The sequence below is a fragment of the Enterobacter sp. CCUG 70166 genome, assembly GCF_020224095.1.
GTDB lineage: Bacteria > Pseudomonadota > Gammaproteobacteria > Enterobacterales > Enterobacteriaceae > Enterobacter > Enterobacter intestinihominis.
Genome location: NZ_NRIQ01000010.1, coordinates 1 through 25,644, shown reverse-complemented (window position 1 = coordinate 25,644; position 25,644 = coordinate 1). Strand labels below are relative to the sequence as shown.

The window sequence follows — 25,644 nt, the reverse complement described above, 5'->3', positions numbered from 1 at the left end:
GTAAGCGCAGCGCCACCGGGCAAAAAACTACTTCAGTCTCTCCGCAAGGTAACGCTGATAATCCGGGATCAAAATCTCCACCGGATCGTTAAACTGCGGCGATTCAATGATGAAATCTGCCGTTGAAAGATTGGTGGCTACCGGAATGTTCCATACCGTCGCCAGACGCAGCAGCGCTTTAACGTCCGGATCATGCGGAACCGCGTTCAGCGGATCCCAGAAGAATATCAGAACGTCAATTTTACCTTCCGAAATCTGAGCGCCGACCTGCTGGTCACCCCCCATCGGGCCGCTCAGCATGGCATTCACTTCCAGACCGGTTTCGCGGTGGATCAGGTTGCCGGTTGTTCCCGTGGCAGAAAGGGCATGATGCTGTAAAAGAGGCTGATGGCGACGAACCCAGTTAAGCAGCATTTGTTTACAGTGATCGTGCGCAACCAGAGCAATGTGCTTGCGCGCCGGAAGTGTGCGTGTTGTCAGTTCCATAATCTTATCCGTGAGGTTACCTCGCTACACGATGACGGGAACTGACTGATGCTGCAAGAGAAAGGACGAAAAAATGTGGCTTACGACGAAGGTTGTCGTTTCGCCCATTGCAGAAAACGGGCGCGCGTGTCCGGATCGGCATTCTGGAACCAGAATTTGAGGCGTTGCTCAGTAAGGGTCTGCGACTGAGGAGGGAGTACATCCAGCTCCGATACGCCCGAAAGCAGGGTACTGTCATCCGCCATCATGGTGGCGAACTGGGGCAGGGAGGCGCGCCTGCTGGCTCTGTTATAGATCTCCGTGTCCGCTTCGTAATCTGTTCCTTTTGGCCTTTTTGTCAGCGCCAGGATATCCAGCTTTACCGGGATGGGCATAGAATCCCCGTCCACCAGCTCAATGCGCGGTGAGGCATCAAATGCCAGTGACTCTTTTTCTGTCTCAAGGTGCGGGAGACGAAAATTGACCTGGCTGATGCGTTGGGTATTAAAGCTGACCACCAGCGGAGGCGAAATGTACACCTGCTGTTCGTTGTCGGCGAGGCGAATCGTCTTTTCAACCCGAAAAACCACCTGATGCGGGCCATTATCCAGCTCGATGCTGTCTGCGCCCCGCAGCAGGGAGCTGGAGACTTTTTTCCCGTCCAGCACCAGCAGGTCAATGTCGGTTGAGAGTCTGAGGGTGGTTGCGAAAACACAAACCGGCATGATTAACGCAACCACAGCCCAGGCAATGCCGGTTTTCATAGCAGACTCCTGTAGACAAACTACCTGGTAAGAATGTATCAAAATTTTTCGATAAACACGTTTACTAACATATAGACATATTCTGCCGTTTTGCCCTCATACTTCTGTATGGGATGCGTGGTTGAGATGTCTGCTTTGACGTACACTTTGAAAAAAACCAGGAGGAACAGCATGAAAGAGAACGACATTGTCGAGATTCTGACGTCCACGCGCACTATCGCGCTGGTCGGCGCGAGCGATAAACCGGATCGCCCAAGCTATCGGGTCATGAAATACCTTCTGGACCAGGGATATCACGTGATCCCGGTCTCGCCGAAGGTGGCGGGGAAAACACTGCTGGGTCAGCAGGGCTATGCGACGCTCGCGGACGTGCCGGAAAAGGTGGATATGGTGGACGTTTTTCGTAATTCAGAGGCAGCCTGGGGCGTGGCGCAGGAGGCGATTGCCATCGGCGCGAAAACGCTGTGGATGCAGCTGGGCGTGATTAATGAGCAGGCGGCCGTGCTGGCGCGTGATGCCGGGCTGAAGGTGGTGATGGATCGCTGTCCGGCAATCGATATTCCCCGTCTGGGGCTGGCAAAATAAAAAAAGCCCGCTTGACGGGCTTTTTTACACCTTTAGTTACGCAGTCTTGGCGCCTGTAACTGTTTGCGGATGGTCTGAGCAAGCTCGTCCATAGTGGGTTGTTCCGGATGCTCATCCTGTAGTTCACCACTCAGCTGCGCTTCGGCAAGATAGGTATGGACAGGCTGACCATCGTCGCCCTCCATAACCACATGATACCAGGGCGCGGCGCGAAGCTCTGCGTCTACGGCCAGATCGTCTGCTGACGGTTCATCAAGGGAATACTCCGGGTCGATATCCACGACCACACCCAAATATCCAAGCAAGGTGTGGCGGACCTGCTGGCCGATACCGAATTTGCTGGCAATCATAGTCACCTCCCGGGAAACATTACATACACACTATGTGCGGGCAATATTTCTCTTTTCAAGTTACATGACGCGACAGGCAAACCCTTTCAGATACAGCCCTTCCGGGTAGGTAGCGATCACCGGGTGATCGGCGGCCTGACGGAACTGCTCTATAAATTGTACATCACGACCCGCATCTATTGCGGCATCGGCGATGATTTTTTGGAATAAATCTGTCGTCATCAGGCCAGAGCAGGAGAACGTCAGCAGAACGCCACCCGGGTTCAGCAGCTGGATCGCCAGCATGTTGATGTCTTTATAGCCACGGCAGGCGCCCATCAGCTGGCTTTTATTTTCTACAAACTTCGGCGGGTCCATCACGATAACGTCAAATTTCTCGCCCTGGTCGCGGTATTTACGCAGCAGTTTGAACACGTCGTCGCGCACAAACTCCGCTTTGCTCAGATCCAGCTTGTTCAGCTCAACGTTCTGTTTCGCCACATCCAGCGCTTCCTGTGAGGTGTCGACGCTCACAACCTGGGCACAGCCGCCCATCAGGGCAGAGACCGCAAAGCCGCCGGTATAGGAGAAGCAGTTCAGCACGCGCTTATCGGCAACGTACTGGCGCGTTGCCAGACGGCTGTCACGCTGGTCGAGATAATAACCGGTCTTATGGCCGCCCTGGATGTCCACCAGCAGCTTCATGCCGTGCTCCTCGATAGGCAGCAGGGCAGGCGGCAGTTCGCCGGTGACCGGGCCCTGCGTCAGCTCCATGCCCTCTTTTTTACGTACCGCCACGTCGCTGCGGTCGTAAATGGCACATTCCGGGAACAGGGTTTGCAGGGCGCTAATTAGCGCGGCACGCTGGTATTCCGCCCCGGCGCTCAGCAGCTGCAACACCAGGAAATTGCCGAAGCGGTCAATGGTCACGCCCGGCAGCCCGTCGGATTCACCGGCAATCAGACGATAGCTGTCCAGCCCGTCACGCTTTGCCAGCCACTCGCGCCACTGCTGCGCCTGTTGCAGACGACGGACAAAGAAGTCGATATCGATGGCTTCTTCTTTATCGAACGTCCAGACGCGCGCGCGGATCTGAGATGCATGCGAGTATGCGCCGCGTGCTAACCATTTCCCCTGATGGTCAACAATATCGATGGTTTCACCGAGGCTGGCTTTACCTTCCATGCGGGCAACCGCGCCGGAAAAGACCCAGGGATGGCGGCGCAGTAATGACTTCTCGCGCCCTTTGGCTAACACTAAACGTACACTCATAATTTGCTATTCTGTCGATTCCAATGAAATGGCCGCCATTTTCCCGACTTCAGCGAGGAAATGCAACGCGCCAGTCGGATAAGGAGAAGGATGATGTCAAATGTATGCACCATTGCCTGGGTCCATGGCCTTGTACAGGGCGTCGGATTCCGCTACAGCACCCAGCGCGAAGCCCTTCAGCTCGGACTGACGGGGTATGCGCGTAACATGGATGATGGCAGCGTGGAGGTTGTGGCCTGCGGTGAGGCGGATCGGGTAGAGAAGCTGGTGGCGTGGCTGAAAGCGGGCGGACCGCGCAGCGCGCGGGTTGATAAGGTGCTAACGGAACCGCATCAACCCGGCCGGGAATACGCTGACTTCAGTATTCGCTATTAAATGCATTTTACCGGCTTTGGCAGGCCGGCAATTTTTGTCGCCTGTTTAGCCGGGCCTTTCGGAAACAGGCGATACAGATAACGGCTGTTGCCTTTCTCTTCGCCAAATTTATTCGCCATGGCTTTGACCAGCATGCGGATAGCCGGAGAGGTGTTGAATTCGAGGTAGAATTCGCGCACAAAGCGCACCACTTCCCAGTGTTCCGGGGAGAGGGTAATTCCTTCGTTTTCCGCAATTTTCTCCGCCAGCGCTTCGCTCCACTGGCTGCTCTCTTTCAGATAACCGTCGTTATCGGTTTCGATCTCTTTGCCTTCAAAACTCAACATATTCATTCACGCGTTTGTCAAAAACCGCCTCAGTCTACCAAAAAAACAAAGCCCCGCATAAGCGGGGCTTTGTTCACAGCACGGTGAGTTAATCGCGGCTGGCGAAGCCCAGGATACTCAGCAGGCTGACAAAAATATTGTACAGCGACACATACAGGCTCACGGTGGCGCGGATATAGTTCGTCTCACCGCCGTGAATGATGTTGCTGGTTTCATACAGGATTGCGCCGGATGAAATCAGGATAAACACCGCGCTGATTGCCAGATGCAGAGCAGGCAATTGCAGGAAGATGTTCGCCAGCATACCGACCAGCACAATCACGATACCCGCCATCAGCATACCGCCGAGGAAGGACATGTCCTTACGGGTGGTCAGCACGTAGGCCGAGCAGCAGAAGAACACCAGCGCGGTACCGCCCAGCGCCATACCAATCACGTCGCCCATTCCGGCAGACAGATAGGCGTTCAGGATTGGCCCCAGGATGTAGCCCAGGAAGCCGGTGAAGGCGAAAGCGGAGAGAATACCCACCGGTTTATCCGCGGTTTTATAGGTCAGGAACATCAGACCATACATACCCACCAGCGTCAGGATCAGGCCCGGAGAAGGCAGCATCAGTACGGTGCTGGCCGTCGCGGTGATCGCCGAAAACGCCAGCGTCAGGCTGAGCATGAAATAGGTATTGCGCAGCACCTTATGGGTGCTGAGTAGCGATGTGCGGTCGCGTGAAGAAGTAATTATACGATCCATGAGTCACTCTCTTATGACAGATGTAATTAGCGCAAAGAATAGGAAACGGCGCGGCAGACGCAAAGTGGTTTTACCCATCTTTACTCAGCCCCTTAGGGATTATGCTGGTTTTTTATTCTGGTAAAGCCTTTGTACTCAGAATGAAGTGCGGTATGCAAGGCGTATTCAGATCAACCTCTTATAGGTCACTGAAAAATATTGCGTTATTTCCCTAAGGCCGCTAAGAGTTATTTCCGGATCGTCATAAAAACAGACAATAAGGCGAAGGAAATGAAACCACAAACACGCATGCACTTTACGCTCTCTTTGTTAACCGCAGGGGTCCTGTGCGCCAGCACGGCAACCTGGGCGGCTAACGTGCCAGCAGGAACCCAGCTGGCAGATAAGCAGGAACTGGTCAGGAACAACGGCAGTGAACCCGCCTCGCTCGACCCGCATAAAGTCGAAAGCGATGTCGAATTCAATATTATCAGCGATTTATTCGACGGGCTGGTCAGCGTCTCTCCGGCAGGTGAAATCCAGCCGCGCCTGGCGGAGAAATGGGAAAATAAAGATAACACCGTCTGGACTTTCCATCTGCGCCCGGGCATAACCTGGAGCGATGGCACCCCCATCACCGCGGAAGATATTGTCTGGAGCTGGCAGCGACTGGTCGACCCGAAAACCGTCTCTCCGTATGCCAGCTATCCCGGCAGTATGCGTATCGTCAACGGCACTGATATCGCAGAAGGCAAAAAAGCACCCGAGTCGCTGGGCGTGAAAGCCATCAATGACACCACGCTGGAAGTGACGCTCACCCAGCCAAATGCTGCTTTCCTGGCGATGCTGGCTCACCCGTCTCTGGTGCCGATAGATAAAGTCCTGGTAGGTCGTTTCGGTGATAAGTGGACCAAACCGGAGCACTTCGTCAGCAGCGGGGCCTATAAACTGTCACAGTGGGTGGTGAACGAACGCATTGTGGCGGTGCGAAACCCGAAATACTGGGATAACGCACATACCGTCATCAACAAGGTGACCTATCTGCCCATTTCCTCCGAAGCCGCTGACGTCAACCGCTACAAAGCGGGCGAAATCGACATCGCCTACACGGTGCCGATCAACCAGTTTGCTCAGCTGAAGAAAACGCTGGGGAACGAGCTGGACGTATCGCCGCAGCTTGCCACCTATTATTACGAATTCAACACCACCCGGCCGCCGTTCAGCGACGCCCGCGTGCGTAAGGCGCTGAATCTGGCGCTGGATAAAGATATTATCGCCGGGAAAGTTTTAGGGCAGGGGCAACGCCCGGCATGGCTCATCAGCCAGCCGGATATTGGCGGCGTCAAGTTACAGAACCCTGATTACGCCAGCTGGCCGATGGATAAACGCATTGCCGAGGCGAAAAAACTGCTGGCCGAAGCCGGATTTAACGACAGCCATCCGCTCAGCTTTAATCTCCTCTATAACACCTCGGAATCGCACCAGCGTATTGCGATTGCCGCCAGCTCGATGTGGAAGAAGAACCTCGGCGTAGAGGCGAAGCTGCAAAACCAGGAGTGGAAAACCATGCTTGATACCATGCACACCCATAACTTTGACGCGGTGCGCTACGCCTGGATTGCTGATTACGATGACGCCGCAACCTTCCTGAATAACTTCCGTACCGGTGACAGCCAAAACACCACTCAGTACAGCAATCCGGAATACGATCTGGCTCTGGTGAATGCGGCGAAGGCGAAAACGGCGGAGGAGCGCGGTAAGTTCTACCAGCAGGCAGAAGATCTGCTGGGGCGCGATGTGCCGGCGATCCCTGTCTATCACTACGTGCGCACGCACCTGGTGAAACCGTGGGTAGGGGGCTTCACGCCGGATAAGCTTGGCTACTACTACACCAAAGATATGTACATCAAAAAGCACTAACGATCCGCGGTGGATATTATGCTGGTAAAACGGCCAATCTGTTGTCTATTCAACCGATTAAACGCATTTTGGCTATTTTTAAAGCGAACGAATGCGCGCACCCTTTACAGCGCGCGGTGAGGTGTTTATAGTTCGCCTCACTTAGGAAGCGTGGCCGAGCGGTTGAAGGCACCGGTCTTGAAAACCGGCGACCCGAAAGGGTTCTAGAGTTCGAATCTCTACGCTTCCGCCAAATTCGAAACCCCTGCGATAGCAATATCGCAGGGGTTTTTGCTTTTGTTCTGGCTCTCCGCCATGTTACCCATGTTATAGCTTATCGTGATCCCGGCGTCGGCCTTACAGACCTGAGCTTTTACGCACCAGGTATCCGCGATGTTCGAGGGCGTCAGCACCGCTTCGGGCGCACCCGTGGCTGCGATCTGCCCGGCCTTCAGGAGGATCAGACGCTGGCAATAATTGGCCGCAAGATTGAGATCGTGCAGTGCAACCACCACCGTAAGCGGCAGCTGTGAAACGAGCCGCATCAGCTCCAGCTGGTGCTGAATGTCCAGGTGGTTTGTCGGTTCATCGAGCAACAGCACCTGCGGCTGCTGGGCCAGCGCGCGGGCTATCTGACTTCGCTGTCGTTCTCCGCCTGACAAAGAGTGCCATCGCCGCTGGCGTAAGCGGCATAACTGCATCAGGCCAATCGCCTGTTCAACCGCAGCCTCATCGTCGCGCGTGGTTCTCTGGAATGTTTTCCGGTAGGGCGTACGCCCCAGCCTGACAATATCCTCAACGGTCAGTTCCCCGTCGACCTCAGCATGTTGCGGGACAAACGCCATGTGCTGCGCCCGTATTTTCAGCGGCATCAAGCCAAGCGTTGTGCCATTAAGCGCAACACGTTCGCTGTGTCGTGGAAACAGCCCGGCGAGGCAGCGCAGCAGCGTCGACTTGCCTGAGCCGTTTGGCCCTAACAGGCCGACAATCTGCCCGGATGGCAGGTCGAGATCGATATCCTTAAGCACCGTCTGCGCCTGTCGGGTTACGGTTAACCCGGCCACTGTAATATTCATGGATGCTCCTTTCGATTTTGATAAAGCAACGCCACAAAGACGGGGGCGCCCACCAGCGCAGTCACCACCCCGATGGGCAGAACCTGGTGCACGATCAGCGTGCGTGAGACGATATCGGCAAGGATCATAAAGTGGGCGCCGATGAGAAACGTCAGCGGGATCGAGCGGCGATGGCCCGGCCCGCGTAGCATGCGCGTCACATGGGGAATGACCAGCCCGACAAACCCCACTGCGCCTGTGGCGCTCACCAACGTGGCGGTGACAACGGCACAGGTCAGCAATAAGACAATACGCACGGCGGTAACCGGGATCCCCAGCGTGGTGGAGACCTCATCCCCGAAGGTGAAGGTGTCCAGCGCCCGGGAAAAGAGCAATACCACCAGTAAACCCGCAAGCGTAACGGCCAGCGCCAGCAGCGCGTCAGGCCAGCGCACGCCGCTCAGACTCCCCATCAGCCAGAACATGACGCTACGGGACTGCTCGGCATTGGCGGACGTGCTGACGACGTACGCGGTCATGGCGTTGAAGAGCTGGGTGCCCGCAATACCGGCCAGCAAAATGCGCGAGGGGCTTTCACTCATCCCGTTTGTAATCACCATGATGAGCGCAAAGGCGGCGCAGGAGCCGACAAACGCACCGCTGCTCACGCCAATCACGCTTCCCCCCATGCCGAGAAGCATCACGCAGACGGCCCCCAGCGAGGCGCCCGCGGAAATCCCCAGCAGATAAGGCTCAGCCAGAGGGTTACGCAGGATCGACTGTAACACCAGCCCGCACAGCGCCAGGCCACCGCCGCTGCACGCGGCCATCACTGCCCGGCTCATGCGATATTGCCAGACGATACCCTCCTCCGTTTGTGGCAACGCATAAGAGGTCAAACCCAGTCCGTTGAGGATCGCTTTCCCGGTACTGGCATACGACACCGGCATATCACCGATACTGGCGGCAAAAACCAGCATTAGCGGCAGCGCCATGACGCCTGCTGCCAGTAAACCTTGCTGGCGGCGGTCAAAAGCGAAATGACTCATTGTTCATCCTGGAAAGAAGCCAGCCGATCGCTGATAAGCTCAACCGCATCGACGTTACGTAATGAAGGGTTTAACGACATTGCCGGCACCACAATAATGTGGTTGTTCCTGACCGCAGGCATGTTCTTCGTCACCGGGTCATTACGCAAGAATGCTTTTTTTACTTCAACGTCATCGGCAGGGTAGAGCCTGCGGGACATCCCGGCGATAACAATCACGTCCGGCTCCGACTGGGCAATATGTTCCCAGGTTACAGCCGGCCATTCGTCATGAGAGTCAATAATGTTCTTCAACCCCAGAGTGCGGCTGATCCAGCCAGGCGCGCCATAATTCCCCGCCACCCAGGGATCGCCATTCAGACGGCTACTTGAGAACCAGAATACGACGCGAAGCGGTTTCGCTGAGACGCGCGCCTGGGCCTTTTTGATACGTTTCGTCAGCGTATGATTAAGCTGCTCACCTCGCGCGGAAACATCAAATATCGTCGCCAGATCTGTCACTTCCCGTGTAATTTCGGCCAGCGAAAACGGCGCGCTGCGTGCTCCGTCTGCGTTTGACGTTTCCGTCACCGCTTTATCCGTGCAGTCGGCAGGAGAGATCCACGTATTAATCCCCAGCGAGGCAAACTGCTCACGGGTTCCCACTTCTCCCTGCGGACCAATGTGCCAGTGATACTGCGCGAGAACGAGCTCAGGTTTCTGTCCCACCACGGCTTCAAATGAGGGGGAATTATCTGCAAGCCGGGGGATATTTTTCCCGGCATCTGCCAGCTGATCCGGGAGCTTGCCGAACCAGACCGACGTTGCGGCGATCTTTTTCTCCAGCCCCAGTGCGAGCAGTAATTCTGTTTCATGCTGTCCCACGGTCACGACGCGCTGAGGAGCCTGCGCCAAGGTCTGCTTTACGCCGCAATTTTCAATCGTGAGGGGCCAGGAGGTTGCTGAGAAAGCGGCAGGCGCCGTGGAGAGCAATAAAGCCAGAAATAACCCTTTTTTAAGTAACATAGAACACAATCCCAAATTGTTATGTTATAACATAATACATATATTGTGATTGAGAGCAACACGCTCACCGTCGCTTGTTGCAGAAACGAAAGGCTGGACTATTCTCAACATACCCACCTGGCATTCGCGGGTTGCCTGAAAAACAACAAGATTTCTGATTTGGGGTAGTGAGGATGAAAAAGATCCTGCTCGCGTTTGCGTTCTGTTTTGCCTCCCTGAGCGCCTTCTCATCGTATGCCGCTGAGCCCCGCCAGGCGCCTTCTGAGCAGGAGCGCGCCCGGACGGTCTATATCTTTCATCAGCCGATCGTCATGCTTCAGGCGAAATTTGGCCTGACCACGCCGGAGGAGCGCGTTTTACGCATCCGCAACACCCTGCGCAATTTTACCGAGGCGGACGTGCGTGAGCCGCTCACTATCGTCCCCGTGACCCGCTATAACCAGCAGGGGCGGCTGATCGTGATGAACGGTAAGCCCGTGATGCTGCTGACGGAAGGGGATTTGGACGAAGGGGACGATCTCACCCTCGATCAGGCCGCGCAGCGCGTGCTGGCGCGCATGGAAGCGCAGAGAATGGCGCTGCGCGATCAATACGATACCGGCTGGCTGGCGCTGTCGACGGTAAAAGCTGCCGCTGGCCTGCTGGCGCTTTTGCTGCTCTGCTATGGCGCCTGGCGATCCTGGCGCTGGTTTCGACGCGTCTACCGTCTGCGTATTGTGGAGAATCGCAGCCGGGTCCCGCAAAGCTGGCGGCGGTACATTGGCGCCATTGAGATTCGGCTTTACGCCTTGCTGATGTTCCTGTTGGGTTTAATCGGCTTTTACGTCTGGCTGAGCTGGGCATTCAGTCTGTTTCCGTGGACGCGGGTGTGGGGCACGTCGCTGGGAGACTGGTCGCTTCGCGTGGTGCAGCAAATTGCCCTGGCGATTGTCTCGGCTTTGCCGGGGCTGACGATTGTTCTGATCATTTTCCTCATTACCGCTTTTATTCTGAAGCTTCTGAGGATGGTGCTGAATCAGGTGGAGGCTGGTCGTCTGCAACTTCCCGGCGTTCATCCGGAAACCGTGGGGGCAACCCGTAAGCTCATTTCCGTCGCCGTCTGGCTATTTGCTCTCTCCGCTGCCTGGCCGTTTCTCCCCGGCGCAAACTCACTGGCGTTTAAAGGTATTAGCGTCTTCTTCGGCCTGATGTTAACGCTGGGTTCGGCAGGGGTGATGAACCATGCCATGAGCGGTCTGGTCCTGATTTACTCCCGCGCACTGCGTAAAGGCGATGTCATTCGGGTGGCGGATAACGAAGGTAAGGTCAGTGAAATAGGCATGCTGGCGACCAAAATTATTACCCGGGAAAATTATGTCGTTACCGTGCCCAATGCGGTGGTGGTGAGCGGTAAGATCACCAACCTTAGCGCGCTACAGCCCGATGGCAGCCTCAATCTGACGGTCAGCGTCACTATCGGTTATGACACCCCATGGCGTCAGGTGCATGCCATGCTGGAGCTGGCCGCGAAACGGGCAAAAGGGATTGATCTTTCCGAGCCGCCGCTGGTGCGCCAGTTAGGGTTAATGGACTGGTATATCGCCTACGAGTTGCAGGTTCGTCTGCTGCCCGACCAGTCCCTCGCGGTTGCCCGCAATGAACTGCATAGCCAGATACAGGATGTGTTTAACGAATTTAACGTGCAGATCATGTCTCCGAATTTTGTTATGCAGCCAGAGGGCAGCGTAATGGTTGCCAAAGAGAACTGGTATACCGCGCCCGCCAAACCCCCTCAGGGCGAAACCTGAGGCCCCGGTTTTCTCGAGGTAAGGCAAAAGATCACAGTTTCTGATCGACAATCGCCGATTTTATACGGGTCATCGCCAGAATGTTTTTTGAACGCATATTCAATTTCTCGAGGATCCTCACGCGGTAGGTGCTGGTCGTTTTTTGTGACAGTTGCAGTTTTTTCGCGATTTCATGATTTTCCATATGGAAAAGCTTTAGCACGTCATATTCGCGTCGGGTAAAGGAGTGTGTCCTGAGCGCCCGATAAAAACGCATCAGCTGCTGAAAAGGGTGAGCAGTAAAATGCATCGACGAATAGATAATATTATCAATTCTCACCGCGCTGTTGGCTTCTATCTCATGCATCAGGACAATGTAATCACGCTTGACTTTTTTGACCTGCTGAATGGTTTTATTGCGTAACTTATCCTGTTCAATCGCAATGATAAAATCCAGCTCGGGATCGACCTCATAAAGCTGGTGAATATCCTCCTCATCGCGAATCAAATGGGTAGATGTCAGTGAGCTTGAGACACCGTGGCAAAGGTAATAGTTATCGCTGATAAAAATAAAATTCATAATTAATGGGCAGGGTTTTAGATAAAATTCATTAAAAATCTAAGAGGCTTAATCTGTAGTATTTTCTGCCAGACAGCGGCGAGGTCGACGACCCCGGCCATCGACAGCAGAACCAGAATAATCAGCAGTGTAGATAGCGTTATCGCAAACATAAAACGCGTAATTTTTTTCTGCATTTTTTGCTGATGCGTTACCCGCTGGTCCTCTTTTTCATACTCGACCATGGTGGTAATAGCCTGGCCCTGCACGTAGTACACCTTACCCTCTTCGCTGAGATCGCCCGTGATCACGAGCGACTCAAGTAAGAGCGCGATTTTTCTGCTAAACGACTCATTTTTGATATGTTTATACCAAAGTGTGCCGTAAAGCATGGCGATCACTTCCCGCTGGGTGAAACCAGACGAAACGCGCGAAGGGCGCTGGTTGACGTAGTCGGTCACCAGCAGCCTGAGCAAGTTGTAACGGTCCCGGCTGATGGTTTCTGAATCAGATTTCAGGCCAGAAATACAGCGCCCTTTCAGACGAGCAAGGGCCGTTTTTAAGGTGATGATTTTCGTATAATGGTCAAAGGCAAACGGGATAATGCCTTTGTAAGCCTGAAACCCATTGCGCTTATAGTGAATGATTTCAGCCTGCATTTCGCTGATATCTTCCACGCTCATACTGACATCTTCGCTTTTATGCATCGGGCAGAGCACAACGTTGCTGCTTTCGTGCTTCTTCAGAATATAACGCGTATTGTCGGCATCTTTTAAGTACACCAGAAAATAGTCATGCGGGTTGTTTTTTTGCGCACCGTTCTGGATCAGCCACGGCAGAAATTTACGCCAGAGAATAAGTCTGTAGTTATCGGTATCGAATAATTTCATGGAAAATCTCTTATCGCAGTGACCTGCGTGAATAGGGTCTTACAAGGGCATATTGAGGTGGTAATGTTGCACGGATAAGCTGCGGTGTATGAAAAAGAGTCTAGATCACAAACTTTCATTCTAATAAGTTTATGTGATGTAAAAATAAATGTTTACATTTTAGCCAGCCGATGACGAAGAAGTGATCGGAGCGGAAGGGAATGAGGCAAGAAGCTCAACGTAATGCAATTTCCTGCTTTACATCATGCTCAGAGATGTTTATAGTGCGCCTCACTTTGGAAGCGTGGCCGAGCGGTTGAAGGCACCGGTCTTGAAAACCGGCGACCCGAAAGGGTTCTAGAGTTCGAATCTCTACGCTTCCGCCAAATTCGAAAACCCTGCGATAGCAATATCGCAGGGTTTTTTCGTTATTCCAGCCCCAGCGTATACTGTGCGATTTTGAAGTAGATAATGAGCCCGGTACCGTCGATCAGCGTGGCAATAAACGGCGCGGAAACGACCGCCGGGTCGATTTTGCAACGTTTCAATACCATCGGGATCACCGATGAGACAATGGCGCTCCACAGCGTAATGCAGACCAGCGTCAGGCTGACGATAAGCGTGATTTCCATCCCAATGCCCATCATCCAGGCACGAACGCAGCCCGCCAGGCCCAGCGTGGCGGCAATCATTAACGAGGTGCTCATCTCTTTGCGCAGCACGCGACCCACGTCGCGAAGGTGGACTTCACCCAGCGCCATGGCGCGCACCAGCGTCGAGGTAATCTGCGTCCCGCTGTTTCCGCCGGTGCCAATCAGCAGCGGAATAAAGAACGCCAGCGCAATGGCGGATTCCAGCGCCTCTTCAAAATGCTGGATCACCGAGCTGGTATACGCTTCCGCGACAAACAGCAGCAGCAGCCAGACGGAGCGTTTCTTCCACAGGCTAAAGGCGCTGGTTTCCAGATAGGGCTTCTCCAGCGGCAGCGTTGCCCCCTGAAGCTGGGCATCTTCAGTAACGTCATCTTCCAGCAGATGGGCGATTTCACGCTCGGTAAGGCAGCCCACCAGCTTGCCGTGGGTCACCACCGGTACGACATCCGCACCTGCGTGCGCCAGCAACCCGGCGACATCCGCCCGCTCATCTTCCGGTTTAAGCTGGATAAAATCCGATATCATCAGACCTTTAACGGGCTGTACGGTATCCGTGGCCTGCAATAATTTACGTACGGCAATCAAACCCGCGAGGCGACCGTTGTCTTCGATAAAAATATGTGACGGAATATCATCATCTTTTAATTTTTCAAAGAACTGCTCGCGTGCCAGAGCCACGCATAATGAAATATCAATAACGATAAAATCGGTATTCATATATTGCGCGATGGCGCTGTCGTTAAAAGCCAGATTATGGTTGTGAATAGCGTAAGACATTGTAACTTCCCTTTGAATAATAAAATCTCTCAGGGGCGAGCAAGACAGGGCATGTCGGAAAGGAGATCCCCACGTCCTGGGTTCAGCACTGTACACCGTATCCCGTAAGGGAAGTTATACTGGCAAAGCCTTGATTCGACAGTGCCTGTTTTACCCTGTGCCGGTTCTCTCGAACCCACCAGAGCGATAACGTGTATTTGTACAGGAGCCTCGCCATAACGAGATCGTTGTAAAACGTGAGGGATAATACGCTTATTTAAAATGGCTGCTGAGGAATGTTAATAATGTTTAAGTATGGTTTAAATGAATATTATTGAACGAATGTTGACGTTTTATTTAACTATTTTCACTTCTAATGGGGAATTCTGATGTTACCGGGGAGAGTAAAATGGCATGGCTGGACACGCTGCTGGATCATTTTGCGCATTATCCAACGCATCTCTTCGCGTTGCTCGTTGTTATGGCACTGAGTAAATCAACGGTACTGATCTCTTCCGTGCTCCCGCCCGCATCGGTCATGCTGCTGGCGGGGATTGCCGTCAGCCAGTCGAGTATGCATCCGGCGCTGACGTGGCTGGCGGTGGTGATGGGCGCTACGGCAGGATCGGTGCTGAATTACCATATCGGCCAGCTGATGGGGCATACCCGGCGAGTGTCACGCTTCACGGCAAAACATGCCGGGAAGTTTTTGCGGGTACAGCACCAGCTGCATAAAAATGGCCTGCTGGTGTTGTTCACCTCGCGTTTCCTGGCGGTACTGCGCTATATCGTGCCGCTGGCGGCGGGCATGCTCAGGCTGAGCGCGATAAAGGTTTACGCCATCAGCCTGCTTTCAGCCTGCGCATGGGCGGCGCTGTATGTCGGCATCGTCACCAGCATCAGCCTCTGAATCAGCGAGTCACGTATTCATCAGTTTGAGAAATGCTTCCCGAAAAACCTGTCACGAATCTGTCACACTCAATGCGACATTAAAAAAACGTGTGAGGAATTAGGGATGAGAAAAGCACTACTTGCAGTTGCCGTGGCAGGTACCCTTGCCGTGACCTTTGGCGCACAGGCGCAGGACACACCGGACGGCTATCAGCTGGAACAGGTACTCATCATGAGCCGCCACAACCTGCGTGCGCCGCTCGCCAATAACGGCAGCGTGCTGGAGCAGTCCACGCCGAAGCAGTGGCCGGAGTGGGACGTCCCGGGTGGACAGCTCACCACCAAAGGGGGCGTACTGGAAGTGTATATGGGTCACTATATACGCGAGTGGCTGGCAGAGCAGGGGATGGTGAAGACGGGTGAATGCCCGCAAGCGGATACCGTCTATGCCTACGCCAACAGCCTCCAGCGCACCGTGGCGACCGCGCAGTTCTTTATCACCGGCGCGTTCCCGGGGTGCGATGTGCCTGTGCATCATCAGGAAAAAATGGGCACCATGGACCCCACCTTCAATCCGGTCATTACCGATAATTCCCCTGAGTTTCGTGAGAAAGCGCTGAAAGCGATGGAGACAGAACGGCAGAAAATGCAGCTGGATGAAAGCTACAAACTGCTGGAGCAGCTGACAAACTATAGCGACTCGCCGTCCTGCAAGGAGAAAAAAGTCTGTTCCCTGACGGAGGCGAAAGATACGTTCAGCGCCGATTATGAAAAAGAGCCGGGCGTCTCCGGGCCGCTGAAAGTGGGTAACTCGCTGGTGGATGCGTTCACCCTACAGTATTACGAAGGATTCCCGGCAGACCAGGTGGCATGGGGGGAAATCAAAACCGATCAGCAGTGGCGCGTGCTGTCGAAGCTGAAAAACGGCTACCAGGACTCGCTGTTTACCTCGACGGACGTGGCGCAGAACGTGGCTAAACCGTTGGTGAAGTACATTGATAAAGCGCTGGTGACCGAACAGGCCAAAGCGCCAAAAATTACCCTGCTGGTGGGGCACGACTCCAACATTGCCTCCCTGCTGACCGCGCTGGATTTCAGGCCGTATCAGCTGCACGACCAGCAGGAACGAACCCCGATTGGCGGTAAAATTGTCTTCCAGCGCTGGCATGACAAAAACACAAATCATGAGCTGATGAAAATTGAGTATGTCTACCAGAGTTCTGAGCAGTTGCGTAATGCCAGCGTGCTGTCGCTGCAATCTCCTGCGCAGCGCGTGACGCTGGAGCTGAAGGGCTGTCCGGTAGATGGCAACGGCTTCTGTCCGATCGATAAATTCAATGCGGTGATGAACAACGCGGCGAAATAGAAGAAAACCCCCCGCGCGGGCGGGGGGAACATTCAGACGTTTTTACGTTCGATGGTTTGCTCGCCCCAGAACAGCGAGTCTTTGTCGGTTTTTTCGAAGGCGCGAACCAGCACTTCATCGTTGCCTTCTTCCCAAATCTGCTCAGCCAGCTTTTCGTCATACCTGGCGACTTCAAAGATGGCTTCTGCAATCTCCGGAGAGGTATTGCGTAAACTTGCCCATTCGCCCACGTGGTGAGCTTTGGATTCTTGAGTTGGCATACTTGTCCTCCTGTTGGGTTAGCCGTTCAGTTTTTTGGCAAGACCCGCGACGTATTCACCCTGATAGCGGGCGATCGAAAGTTCTTCATTGCTTGGCTGACGTGAACCATCCCCACCGGCAATGGTTGTCGCGCCATACGGTGTCCCGCCACGAACCTGGGAAACATCGAACAGTTCCTGCGCGCCGTAGCCAATCGGCACAATCACCATCCCATGATGTGCAAGGGTAGTCCAGGTTGAGGTGATCGTCTGCTCCTGGCCGCCGCCTGTGCCGGTAGAGCTGAACACGCTGGCCAGCTTGCCGTATAACGCGCCGGAGGCCCAGAGCCCGCCCGTCTGGTCGAGGAAGGTGCGCATCTGGCCGGACATATTGCCGAAGCGGGTCGGGGTGCCGAAGATAATGGCATCATAGTCCGCGAGCTCCTGCGGGGTGGCGACCTGGGCGTTTTGTGTTTTTCCCCCGGCTTTGGCGAAGGCTTCCGCCTGCATGGTTTCCGGTACGCGTTTAACCACAACCTCAACGCCGTCTACTCTGTTTGCGCCTTCTGCAACTGCGTGAGCCATGGTTTCAATGTGTCCATACATGGAATAATAGAGCACCAGAACTTTTGCCATTTTGCATCACTCCTCGTTGGTTTTTCTTACAGCGGATCGCTGCGTTACTTTAAAGATATGACATCACGGCCAGACTGCAAAAATGAACGGCATTTATTTGATATATAACAATATCTTTTCGTTATGTGCTTTGTAGCAAAATGAAACAACTTTAGCGGCGCTGATTTTTCAAAATATAAGAATGGCTTATGGATGACCTCCTCAATATTTCATACGAAAGGCTGAGATCATGTTGCAGAATATTACCTCTCGCTTGCCGGATAGCCGCATTACACTAAGCTTAGTTTCACGCGGCACAGATAAAGGCACTGTCCTTGAGCCGCGAGGTGAAAGAATCCTCTTTTACTGAATGCAATATGATGTCTAATGTTTCACACTCTGGAGGTTAGAGATGGCAAACCATCGTGGTGGTTCAGGTAATTTCGCTGAAGACCGTGAAAGAGCATCAGAAGCAGGTCGTAAAGGTGGCCAGTCTAGCGGGGGCAATTTTAAAAACGACCCTCAGCGCGCATCAGAGGCTGGCAAAAAAGGGGGTAAAAATAGCCACGGCAGCAACAAGTAGTACGCCGGGTTAACTCTCTGCCGCCGGGTTTCCCGGCGGTTTTTTTATGTCTGCTACATTGAACTGTAATCAAAGGCATCGCACACTACAGGATTGATTCTTCGTGCTGGTGTCCCATGTCCGTTTCCCGTTTTACTTTCTCCATTAAGCCTCAGGAAGCCATCCTGATTTTGATCACCATGTTCTGGGGCGGAACCTTTCTTGCCGTTCAGTACGCGGTCACGATGAGCGATCCGTTTTTCTTTGTAGGGCTGCGTTTTGCAACCGCGGCGGTTGCCGTGGCGCTTATTTCGCTGAAAACCCTGCGCGGGTTGACCCTGAGAGAGCTTAAAGCGGGTGTCGCTATTGGCGTGGCGATTGCCATGGGCTATAGCCTGCAAACGTGGGGGCTCCAGTCTATCTCCAGCAGTAAATCCGCCTTCATCACCGCCATGTACGTACCGCTGGTGCCGCTGTTGCAGTGGCTGTGCCTGGGCAGAATACCGGGCCTGATGTCGTGCATTGGTATCGTGCTGGCGTTCATCGGCCTCATTTTATTAGCCGGGCCGGAAAATAATCTGCTGGCGCTGGGGCCGGGAGAGATCATCACGCTGGTGGGGGCAGTTGCCATTGCGGCTGAAATTATTTTGATTAGCGCCTGGGCAGGAAAAGTGGACGTCAAGCGGGTGACGGTCGTGCAGCTTGCCACCGCGTCGCTGGTGGCGTTCGCGACGATGGTGCCGGCAGGGGAGTCCGTCCCGCCGATGTCTACCGGGCTTATCGTCGTGGCGCTGGGGCTGGGCATTTTTAGCGCTATTATTCAGGTCACCATGAACTGGGCGCAGCGCAGCGTATCTCCGACACGGGCGACGGTCATCTATACCGGTGAACCGGTGTGGGCGGGTATTTTCGGGCGACTCGCCGGGGAGCGTCTGCCGCTGCTGGCGCTGGTGGGCGCGGCATTTATTGTCGCCGGGGTGCTGGTGAGCGAGTTAAAGTTAAAAAAACGACGTAAGGCGACTGCCGGGTTGGGCACTGAACAAGGGGCAGATAGCTAACAACGCGCACGCTGTCCGTTTTGCCCGGCGGCGCTTCGCTTGCACGGGCCTACAATTGGCATGTAGGCCGGGTAAGCGTAGCGTCACCCGGCTATTTCAGGTTCAGGGGGTGATGGGTTCCGCTTGCGCTTTATCCCCTTTGCGGCGGCTAAGCAGGGCGTTGAGCAGGATCGCGCCGAAGGTCGCCGTACCAATCCCGCCCACCGTAAACCCGCCCAGCGTCAGGGCGAAGTCGCCTGCGCCCAGCACCAGCGTGACCGCCACCATGATCAGGTTACCGTTCTGGCTCAGATCAACATGATTCTGCACCCAGATGCGTGCCCCCGCGACGGCAATCAGACCAAATACAACAATCGAGGCGCCGCCAATCACGGGTGCCGGGATGGTGTGGATCAATGCGCCGAATTTTGGGGAAAAGCCGAGCAGCATCGCCATCACCGCCGCCGCCAAGAAGACCAGCGTCGAGTAGACTTTGGTCACTGCCATCACGCCGATGTTTTCCGCGTAGGTCGTCACGCCGCTGCCGCCGACCGAGCCGGAGAGCATGGTCGCCAGACCGTCTCCCACAAACGCCCGCCCCATATACGGATCCATATTGCGCCCGGTCATTCCCGCTACGGCTTTCAGGTGGCCCAGGTTTTCAGCCACCAGGATCACCGCGACAGGCGCGATGAGCATCATCGCCTGAGCGTTAAAGGTGGGCGAGGTCATGTGCGGCATCCCGAACCAGGCGGCCTGGTGAATCAGTGTGAAATCAACCGGCTTGCCGAGACCAAACACGTTCGCCAGCAGCGCGTAGATCAGACAGGCCGCAATCAGCCCGACCAGGATCAGCAGCCGCTGGATCATCCCGCGCGTAAAGACCGCCACCACGCCGATGCACAGCACCGTAATCACCGCCATCCAGCTTTCAAACGGCGAGCCGGATACGCTCTTCACCGCAATCGGCGCGAGGTTCAGGCCTATCGCCATCACCACCGCCCCGGTGACGACGGGGGGCATCATCCGCTCGATCCAGCGCGTGCCGACTTTCATCACCACCAGACCGGTCAGGGTGTAGACCAGCCCACAGGCGATAATGCCGCCGAGGGCCACGCTCAGGTTGGGGTTAATACCCTGACCGTTAAACCCGGTCGCTGCAATAACGACTCCCACAAAGGCGGCGCTGGAGCCCAGATAGCTGGGCACGCGCCCGCCAGTGACAAAAAAGAACAGCAGGGTACCCATACCCGACATCAAAATGGCGAGGTTAGGATCCAGCCCCATCAGCATGGGCATTAGCACCGTCGCACCAAACATCGCGACCGCATGCTGCACGCCCATCACCATTGTCTGCCCGAGCGGGAGCCTTTCATCCGGCGCGACCACGCCTGCTTCTGTGGAGGTCGATTTCAACTGCCAGTGAGGAAGTCCGAACATGTTCTGTCTCCTGAATGCGGATTAACAGGCGGGTCGCATAAGTGCGTGATAGCCGCGGTCGAACCACACCAGCCCTTGCGGTGCCGGGTGGCGAACGATGGATACGATGTCGCAAAACAGAATGTCGTGGGTGCCGACGCTAACCACCTGGCTGATGCGGCAGTCGAACGAGGCCAGGGCATTTTCCAGACGTGGACAGCCCGTGTCGCCTGTCTGCCAGCAGGCAGCGGCAAAGCGTTCCGCCATCGGCGTTTTACCGCCAAACAGGTTGGATAATGGCTCCTGTCCGGCACTCAGCGTGTTAACGCACAGGGTGCGGTTCTCGCTGAAAATCGGCCAGACGGACGCGCCACGGTTGAGGCAAACCAGCAGAGTGGGCGGGGAATCGGTCACGCTGCATACCGCGCTGGCGGTAAAGCCCGCCATTCCCGCAGGGCCGTCGGTGGTGATGATATTGACCGCCGCACCGACGCAGGCCATGGCATCACGGAAGGTTTGTTGATCGGGTGTCGTCATGATGGCTCCTTACGCCAGCCCGCAGGCGTCTTCGAAGGTCAGACGCGGTAAGCGCCCATAGACTTTGCTCATATCGCCATAACCGATGTTAATCAGCAGATTGCTTTTAAGCAGCGTGCCCGTGAAAAAGGCCGCGTCCACTTTTTCCCGGTCAAAGCCGGACATCGGCCCGGTGTCGAGCCCGAGCGCGCGGCAGGCGAAAATCAGGTACGCGGCCTGCATCGAGCTGTTGCGAAAGGCGGTCTCTTCCGCCAGTGCGGGGCTGGAGGTAAACCAGCTTCTGGCATCGCCGTGCGGGAACAGTACAGGCAGGCGCTCATAAAACTCGCTGTCCCAGGCGACAATTGCCGTGACCGGGGCGGTGAGTGTTTTCTCAAGGTTGCCGCTGGAGAGCGCCGGACGCAGCTTCTCTTTTCCTTCCGGGCTTCGCACAAAGACAATGCGCGCCGGGGAACAGTTGGCGGACGTCGGCCCCCATTTCATCAGGTCATAAATCTCGCGCAGCGTCTCGTCACTGACCGGTATATCCAGCCAGCCGTTATGGGTACGTGCGCCGGTAAACAGCGTTTCCAGCGCGGCGGGCGTGATGGCTTCGCTCATTCAGGCTCCTTACAAAGCGGGTTCAGGGCTGTGTAGCAGGCTGGCAAGCCCGTTCAGCAGCAGAGTGTTAAAGATGTCCGGCGCGGTCACGTTGCAGGCATGCCCGCCCTGGCGCATGACCGTTTTGCGGGCGTGCGGGAGGGCGGCGTGCAGTTCCGCGGAGCAGAAGGACGGCACCAGCAGATCGTCGGTGGAACAAATAATCTGCACGGGGCAGCGAACGCGTGCAGCGTGGCGGCTGAAATCGGCCTGTTTCAGCGCATGCAGCCTGCGCAGCAGATTGGCTTCGCCCTGGAAATGGGCCAGCGCCAGCGCTTCCTCGGCCTCCAGCCGCGGAGCGCGGGCGGCCATCCAGTCTGCCGGGTAAAGAAACAGCGGCTGTGCCTCTACCCACGCCTGAGCCCCGCCCGCATGCAGCAGACGTTCGCGAACGTCAAAACAGCGTCGGGTATGGGCATTGAGGGTCAGCCAGCCGTTGACACAAACCAGCGCGGTGAGGGCGTCAGGCTTATCGATAGCCAGCCGCAGGCCGACCAGCGCCCCCAGCGCGTGGCCGACCACGCAGTAACGGGCGATCCCGGCCCCGGCTAACGCCAGTGCGAGCTCGTCAGCCATGTGTGCGAGGGTGTAGTCTTCCGGCAGGGTATCCGGGTTATTCCCCGTGCCCCGCTGGTCGTAGCACACCACCTGATACTCCTGCCCCAGCACGGCGAGCTGAGGCAGCCAGTAGCTCCCGCTGCCGCCGAGCCCGGCAATCAGCACCACCACGGGCGCGCCCGCAAAGGGGGGCGGGGAAATGGACAGTTTCATGGCGGCCTCACTTCGCGATGTGCGCAACGGTGGCAATTTCAACCAGCGCTTCAGGCTTTACCAGCCCGCACTGGATGCAAAATCGCGCCGGTTTATCGCCGGGGAAAAACTCCGCGTAGATCTCGTTAATCGCGGCGTAGTTTTTCCAGTCGGTGATAAAGATGCTGTTGAAGGTCACGTCCTCCATCGTGCCACCCGCCGTTTCGATCACGGTTTTGATCGTCTCCAGCACGTGGCGGGTTTGCGCCTTTGGGTCATCGATAAACACCACGTTGTTGTCTTTATCAAACGGCAGCGTGCCTGAGACATACACCACGCCGTCGGCGAGGGTACCGGGGACAAACGGGGCTATCGGGGTGCTGGTGCCCGGCGGAATAATCACGGATTTCGGCATAGCGGTTCTCCTCAGGCGATGCGGGCGAGCGGGGGATCCAGCGCGTCGCAGAAATCATTGACGTTACTGACCCAGCCAAAAAAGGTTTCGATATTGAACAGGGCGGCTTTCTGGGCGAAATCCGGCCCGGCCTGATGGGTAGCGTCTTCCAGCACCACGCCAAAATACTCGAGGAAGAAGCCGTCGCGCAGGGTGGACTCCACGCAGACGTTGGTGGCAATGCCCGTAAAGACCAGATGACGAATGCCCCGGCTGCGCAGCAGGCTGTCGAGCGGGGTATTGAAAAAGCCGCTGTAGCGCGGTTTCGGCAGTACGATATCGCCAGCTTCCGGTACCAGCTCATCCACCAGCTGATAATCCCAGCCGCCTTTCGCCAGCAGCGTGCCCTGGAGTTCAGGCCGTTGGCGCATGGTTTTCAGGGCGTTGGATTTGTGAAAGTTGGGTGAGCCGGGACCGCCAGCTTCGACGTACTGGTCGTCCCAGCCGTTCTGGAACCAGACGATCAGCATGCCCGCAGCACGCGCGGCGCTCACGGCGGTTTTGATATTCTCAATCACCGGCTGCGTGGCCGAGACGTCGAACCCGGCCAGATCCAGATACCCGCCTTTACTGGCATAGGCGTTTTGCATATCCACCACGATCAGCGCGCTCTGCTGCGCGTCAAAGGTGATGGCCTCCGGGCGAGCGTTGAGGGTCGTCATTACGCCACCTCCTTCGTCACGGCAGGGATGTGGGCGCGGCACTGCATCAGCGGCTGAATACGCTCGCCGAAGGTTTCCACGCCGGTGAGAAAATCATCGAAGGTCAGCAGCACGCCTTCGGCGCCGGGCACGGCAGCCACTTCGTCGAGCATTCTGGCGACGCTGGCATACGAGCCAACCAGGGTGCCCATGTTGATATTGACGGCAGACGTCGGGTCGGCCATCTGGCGAACGTTGGTGTCCGCGCCGGAGCGGGTATCCTTCTGGCTCTGCTCGGTCAGCCAGCTCAGGGCTTCCTCGTCGGCGCCGTCCTTGTATCGTTCCCATTTGGCGCGCGCGGCGTCGTCGGTTTCGTCGGCAATCACCATAAACAGCACGTAGGAGCCCACGTCGCGCCCGATTTTGTCGGCGGCCGCTTTCATGCGTGCCGCGGTGGGCGCGAAGGCGACAGGGGTGTTAACGCCTTTGCCGAAGCAGAAGTTGAAGTCGGCGTATTTGGCGGAGAATTCCATCCCCGCGTCGCTCTGCCCGGCGCAAATCACCTTCATCGGCACCGACGGCTGGGGGCTGACGCGGCAGTCGTTCATGGTGAAGAAGTCACCCTTGAAGTCACTTTTGCAGGTGCCCCACAGATCGCGTAGCACCTGCACGTATTCAGTCAGGTAGTCGTAGCGACGAGAGAAGTAATCGTCACCCGGCCAGATCCCCATCTGCTCGTACTCCGGCTTTTGCCAGCCGGTGACAAGGTTGACGCCAAAGCGCCCGCCGGAGATGGAGTCGATGGTGGAGGCCATTCGCGCCACGATTGCCGGGGGAAGGGTAAGGGTGGCGGCGGTGGCGTAAATCTGGATGCGCGAGGTTACCGCCGCCAGGCCCGCCATCAGGGTAAAGGACTCCAGGTTGTGGTCCCAGAATTCGGTCTTACCGCCGAAACCGCGCAGCTTGATCATCGAGAGCGCAAAGTCGAAGTGGTAATGCTCCGCTTTCTGCACGATGGCTTTATTCAGCTCAAAGGTCGGCATGTATTGCGGGGCCGTGGTCGAGATAAGCCAGCCGTTGTTGCCGATCGGTACAAATACGCCAATTTTCATCACGAACCTCTCTTCATTACGTCGCAGGTGTCACGACGTTTTTGCAAAGGGAGTGCCAGTTTTGAAAAATACTTTGTTATTAGGGTGTTAACTGGTGGCTGTTAAATTTAACAGCGAAAATGTGGACTAAGTGGTCAAAATCATTGCACAGAAAACAGGCACTCATGCGCGCTGAGGGTGCAGAAGGTCGTGGCGAGACGGGGGTTTTGCTATGCTGAGCGCAGGACAGAAAATGGAGAGCGAAAATGACACAAGGCGCAGTGAAAACACCCGGTAAACGTTCGCAGGCGGTGAGCGCCAAGAAACAGGCGATCCTCAGCGCTGCGCTGGAGACATTTTCGCAGTTTGGTATTCACGGTACACGCCTTGAGCAGGTGGCGGAGCAGGCCGGGGTGTCCAAGACCAATCTGCTCTACTACTACCCGTCGAAAGAGGCGCTATATGTGGCGGTGATGCAGCAGATCCTGGATATCTGGCTCGCACCGCTTAAAGCATTTCGCGAAGAGCTGGCCCCGCTGGTGGCGATAGAGGAGTACATACGCCTGAAGCTGGAGGTATCGCGTGATTATCCCCAGGCATCGAGGCTGTTTTGTCTGGAGATGTTACAGGGCGCGCCGCTGTTGCAGGCGGAGCTGACGGGAGATCTAAAGCAGCTGGTGGACGATAAATCAGCCATTATTGCCGGATGGGTCGCCAGCGGAAAACTGGCGCCCGTCGATCCGCAGCATCTGATTTTCATGATTTGGGCCTCAACCCAGCACTACGCTGACTTCGCGGCCCAGGTCGAGGCGGTAACCGGTAAAACGCTCCAGGACGAGGCGTTTTTCCAGAGCACCCTGGAAAACGTGCAGCGGATGATTATTGAAGGGATCCGCGTGCGCTAATTTCCCTCACCCTAACCCTCTCCTGCGGGGCTGAGGGATCCCCAG

The 25,644-nt window shown here is 55.7% G+C and carries 30 protein-coding genes, 2 tRNA genes and 1 riboswitch; of the genes, 11 read left to right on the top strand and 21 right to left on the bottom strand.

Annotation, left to right across the window (positions count from 1 at the left end; translation table 11 throughout):
- Positions 1–27: 27 nt before the first annotated feature.
- Together mgsA and csgI are read right to left on the bottom strand one after the other, a co-directional pair.
- Complete coding sequence (gene mgsA, locus CKK19_RS04955) at positions 28–486, bottom strand: methylglyoxal synthase (protein WP_003858146.1); 459 nt, start codon at positions 484–486, stop codon at positions 28–30.
- A gap of 80 nt (positions 487–566) precedes the next feature.
- Positions 567–1,229: a curli synthesis inhibitor gene (gene csgI / locus CKK19_RS04950; protein WP_023305822.1), complete on the bottom strand. Its 663-nt coding sequence runs from the start codon at positions 1,227–1,229 to the stop codon at positions 567–569.
- A gap of 171 nt (positions 1,230–1,400) precedes the next feature.
- Here csgI and CKK19_RS04945 point away from each other — a divergent pair, with 171 nt between their 5' ends.
- On the top strand, positions 1,401–1,814 hold the full coding sequence (locus CKK19_RS04945; RefSeq protein ID WP_006809337.1) for a CoA-binding protein: 414 nt from the start codon (positions 1,401–1,403) through the stop codon (positions 1,812–1,814).
- Positions 1,815–1,846: 32 nt separating this feature from the next.
- Here the strand turns inward: CKK19_RS04945 and hspQ are convergent, their stop codons facing one another.
- Together hspQ and rlmI are read right to left on the bottom strand one after the other, a co-directional pair.
- Positions 1,847–2,164: a heat shock protein HspQ gene (gene hspQ, locus CKK19_RS04940; protein WP_003858136.1), complete on the bottom strand. Its 318-nt coding sequence runs from the start codon at positions 2,162–2,164 to the stop codon at positions 1,847–1,849.
- 60 nt (positions 2,165–2,224) lie between these two features.
- Positions 2,225–3,415, bottom strand: coding sequence for a 23S rRNA (cytosine(1962)-C(5))-methyltransferase RlmI (gene rlmI / locus CKK19_RS04935; protein WP_225455043.1), 1,191 nt, complete (start codon positions 3,413–3,415; stop codon positions 2,225–2,227).
- A gap of 93 nt (positions 3,416–3,508) precedes the next feature.
- On the opposite strand from rlmI, the gene yccX reads away from it, so the two are divergent.
- Positions 3,509–3,790 (top strand): acylphosphatase, encoded by a 282-nt coding sequence (yccX, locus tag CKK19_RS04930; protein ID WP_003858131.1) that lies wholly within the window; start codon positions 3,509–3,511, stop codon positions 3,788–3,790.
- Here yccX and tusE read toward each other — a convergent pair.
- On the bottom strand, positions 3,787–4,116 hold the full coding sequence (gene tusE, locus CKK19_RS04925) for a sulfurtransferase TusE (protein WP_003858129.1): 330 nt from the start codon (positions 4,114–4,116) through the stop codon (positions 3,787–3,789). The two genes, yccX and tusE, sit on opposite strands and share 4 nt — an antisense overlap.
- Positions 4,117–4,204: 88 nt before the next feature.
- Positions 4,205–4,864 (bottom strand): FtsH protease modulator YccA, encoded by a 660-nt coding sequence (gene yccA / locus CKK19_RS04920; RefSeq protein WP_003858127.1) that lies wholly within the window; start codon positions 4,862–4,864, stop codon positions 4,205–4,207.
- Positions 4,865–5,134: 270 nt separating this feature from the next.
- Between yccA and CKK19_RS04915 the strand changes: the two genes are divergently transcribed.
- Together CKK19_RS04915 and CKK19_RS04910 are read left to right on the top strand one after the other, a co-directional pair.
- Positions 5,135–6,763 carry an ABC transporter substrate-binding protein gene (locus tag CKK19_RS04915; RefSeq protein ID WP_022647664.1) on the top strand — a complete coding sequence of 543 codons (1,629 nt, stop codon included), beginning with the start codon at positions 5,135–5,137 and terminating at the stop codon, positions 6,761–6,763.
- Positions 6,764–6,907: 144 nt separating this feature from the next.
- Positions 6,908–6,995: transfer RNA gene (locus CKK19_RS04910), tRNA-Ser, on the top strand.
- Here CKK19_RS04910 and CKK19_RS04905 read toward each other — a convergent pair.
- Genes CKK19_RS04905 through CKK19_RS04895 form a run of 3 tightly spaced genes read right to left on the bottom strand, consistent with a single transcriptional unit; the run spans position 6,982 to position 9,850 of the window.
- Positions 6,982–7,818: an ABC transporter ATP-binding protein gene (locus CKK19_RS04905; RefSeq protein ID WP_225455042.1), complete on the bottom strand. Its 837-nt coding sequence runs from the start codon at positions 7,816–7,818 to the stop codon at positions 6,982–6,984. The genes CKK19_RS04910 and CKK19_RS04905 overlap by 14 nt on opposite strands.
- Entirely contained in the window at positions 7,815–8,846 is a 1,032-nt protein-coding gene (locus tag CKK19_RS04900; protein ID WP_063854159.1) for a FecCD family ABC transporter permease, read from the bottom strand. The genes CKK19_RS04905 and CKK19_RS04900 overlap by 4 nt, the downstream gene beginning before the upstream one ends.
- A complete protein-coding gene (locus CKK19_RS04895) occupies positions 8,843–9,850 on the bottom strand; it encodes an ABC transporter substrate-binding protein (protein ID WP_063854158.1) in 1,008 nt (335 codons plus the stop codon). Before CKK19_RS04895 ends, CKK19_RS04900 begins: the two co-directional genes overlap by 4 nt.
- 173 nt (positions 9,851–10,023) lie before the next feature.
- Between CKK19_RS04895 and CKK19_RS04890 the strand changes: the two genes are divergently transcribed.
- On the top strand, positions 10,024–11,637 hold the full coding sequence (locus CKK19_RS04890; RefSeq protein ID WP_023299754.1) for a mechanosensitive ion channel family protein: 1,614 nt from the start codon (positions 10,024–10,026) through the stop codon (positions 11,635–11,637).
- 31 nt (positions 11,638–11,668) lie between these two features.
- Here CKK19_RS04890 and CKK19_RS04885 read toward each other — a convergent pair whose 3' ends face one another.
- Both CKK19_RS04885 and CKK19_RS04880 read right to left on the bottom strand, forming a co-directional pair.
- The gene (locus CKK19_RS04885; protein ID WP_063854157.1) at positions 11,669–12,196 is read right to left on the bottom strand and encodes a helix-turn-helix domain-containing protein; all 528 of its coding nucleotides are present in this window, start codon (positions 12,194–12,196) and stop codon (positions 11,669–11,671) included.
- Between the two features lie 17 nt (positions 12,197–12,213).
- Positions 12,214–13,065 carry a hypothetical protein gene (locus CKK19_RS04880; RefSeq protein WP_023299756.1) on the bottom strand — a complete coding sequence of 284 codons (852 nt, stop codon included), beginning with the start codon at positions 13,063–13,065 and terminating at the stop codon, positions 12,214–12,216.
- 277 nt (positions 13,066–13,342) lie between these two features.
- Here CKK19_RS04880 and CKK19_RS04875 point away from each other — a divergent pair.
- Positions 13,343–13,430, top strand: a tRNA-Ser gene (locus tag CKK19_RS04875).
- A 42-nt stretch (positions 13,431–13,472) separates the two neighbouring features.
- On the opposite strand, the gene CKK19_RS04870 is transcribed toward CKK19_RS04875, so the two are convergent.
- Complete coding sequence (locus CKK19_RS04870; protein ID WP_023299757.1) at positions 13,473–14,474, bottom strand: magnesium transporter; 1,002 nt, start codon at positions 14,472–14,474, stop codon at positions 13,473–13,475.
- Between the two features lie 60 nt (positions 14,475–14,534).
- Positions 14,535–14,704, bottom strand: a riboswitch (M-box (ykoK) riboswitch).
- A gap of 158 nt (positions 14,705–14,862) precedes the next feature.
- Between CKK19_RS04870 and CKK19_RS04865 the strand changes: the two genes are divergently transcribed.
- On the top strand, positions 14,863–15,363 hold the full coding sequence (locus tag CKK19_RS04865) for a DedA family protein (protein ID WP_023299758.1): 501 nt from the start codon (positions 14,863–14,865) through the stop codon (positions 15,361–15,363).
- 105 nt (positions 15,364–15,468) lie between these two features.
- Positions 15,469–16,710 carry a bifunctional glucose-1-phosphatase/inositol phosphatase gene (gene agp, locus CKK19_RS04860; RefSeq protein WP_063854156.1) on the top strand — a complete coding sequence of 414 codons (1,242 nt, stop codon included), beginning with the start codon at positions 15,469–15,471 and terminating at the stop codon, positions 16,708–16,710.
- A 32-nt stretch (positions 16,711–16,742) separates the two neighbouring features.
- Here agp and CKK19_RS04855 read toward each other — a convergent pair whose 3' ends face one another.
- Together CKK19_RS04855 and wrbA are read right to left on the bottom strand one after the other, a co-directional pair.
- A complete protein-coding gene (locus tag CKK19_RS04855) occupies positions 16,743–16,970 on the bottom strand; it encodes a YccJ family protein (RefSeq protein WP_022647674.1) in 228 nt (75 codons plus the stop codon).
- Between the two features lie 18 nt (positions 16,971–16,988).
- Positions 16,989–17,585, bottom strand: a complete 597-nt coding sequence (gene wrbA, locus CKK19_RS04850; RefSeq protein ID WP_022647675.1) for an NAD(P)H:quinone oxidoreductase — start codon at positions 17,583–17,585, stop codon at positions 16,989–16,991.
- A gap of 391 nt (positions 17,586–17,976) precedes the next feature.
- Here wrbA and CKK19_RS04845 point away from each other — a divergent pair, with 391 nt between their 5' ends.
- Together CKK19_RS04845 and CKK19_RS04840 are read left to right on the top strand one after the other, a co-directional pair.
- Positions 17,977–18,147 carry a general stress protein gene (locus CKK19_RS04845; protein ID WP_001273664.1) on the top strand — a complete coding sequence of 57 codons (171 nt, stop codon included), beginning with the start codon at positions 17,977–17,979 and terminating at the stop codon, positions 18,145–18,147.
- A 116-nt stretch (positions 18,148–18,263) separates the two neighbouring features.
- The gene (locus tag CKK19_RS04840) at positions 18,264–19,184 is read left to right on the top strand and encodes a DMT family transporter (protein ID WP_063854155.1); all 921 of its coding nucleotides are present in this window, start codon (positions 18,264–18,266) and stop codon (positions 19,182–19,184) included.
- 102 nt (positions 19,185–19,286) lie between these two features.
- Here CKK19_RS04840 and rutG read toward each other — a convergent pair whose 3' ends face one another.
- The 7 genes from rutG to rutA are packed head-to-tail and all read right to left on the bottom strand — an operon-like array spanning position 19,287 to position 24,715.
- On the bottom strand, positions 19,287–20,603 hold the full coding sequence (rutG, locus tag CKK19_RS04835; protein ID WP_225455041.1) for a pyrimidine utilization transport protein G: 1,317 nt from the start codon (positions 20,601–20,603) through the stop codon (positions 19,287–19,289).
- Positions 20,604–20,624: 21 nt separating this feature from the next.
- Entirely contained in the window at positions 20,625–21,119 is a 495-nt protein-coding gene (rutF, locus tag CKK19_RS04830) for an NADH-dependent FMN reductase RutF (RefSeq protein ID WP_063854153.1), read from the bottom strand.
- A 9-nt stretch (positions 21,120–21,128) separates the two neighbouring features.
- Entirely contained in the window at positions 21,129–21,719 is a 591-nt protein-coding gene (locus tag CKK19_RS04825; RefSeq protein WP_022647679.1) for a malonic semialdehyde reductase, read from the bottom strand.
- Positions 21,720–21,728: 9 nt separating this feature from the next.
- Positions 21,729–22,529 carry a pyrimidine utilization protein D gene (gene rutD / locus CKK19_RS04820; protein ID WP_063150427.1) on the bottom strand — a complete coding sequence of 267 codons (801 nt, stop codon included), beginning with the start codon at positions 22,527–22,529 and terminating at the stop codon, positions 21,729–21,731.
- Positions 22,530–22,536: 7 nt separating this feature from the next.
- Positions 22,537–22,923: a pyrimidine utilization protein C gene (gene rutC / locus CKK19_RS04815; RefSeq protein ID WP_015570870.1), complete on the bottom strand. Its 387-nt coding sequence runs from the start codon at positions 22,921–22,923 to the stop codon at positions 22,537–22,539.
- An 11-nt stretch (positions 22,924–22,934) separates the two neighbouring features.
- Positions 22,935–23,624: a pyrimidine utilization protein B gene (rutB, locus tag CKK19_RS04810; RefSeq protein ID WP_022647681.1), complete on the bottom strand. Its 690-nt coding sequence runs from the start codon at positions 23,622–23,624 to the stop codon at positions 22,935–22,937.
- Positions 23,624–24,715: a pyrimidine utilization protein A gene (gene rutA, locus CKK19_RS04805; RefSeq protein WP_063854152.1), complete on the bottom strand. Its 1,092-nt coding sequence runs from the start codon at positions 24,713–24,715 to the stop codon at positions 23,624–23,626. The genes rutB and rutA overlap by 1 nt, the downstream gene beginning before the upstream one ends.
- Before the next feature lie 245 nt (positions 24,716–24,960).
- Here rutA and rutR point away from each other — a divergent pair, with 245 nt between their 5' ends.
- Entirely contained in the window at positions 24,961–25,599 is a 639-nt protein-coding gene (gene rutR / locus CKK19_RS04800) for an HTH-type transcriptional regulator RutR (RefSeq protein WP_046618398.1), read from the top strand.
- Positions 25,600–25,644: the final 45 nt, after the last annotated feature.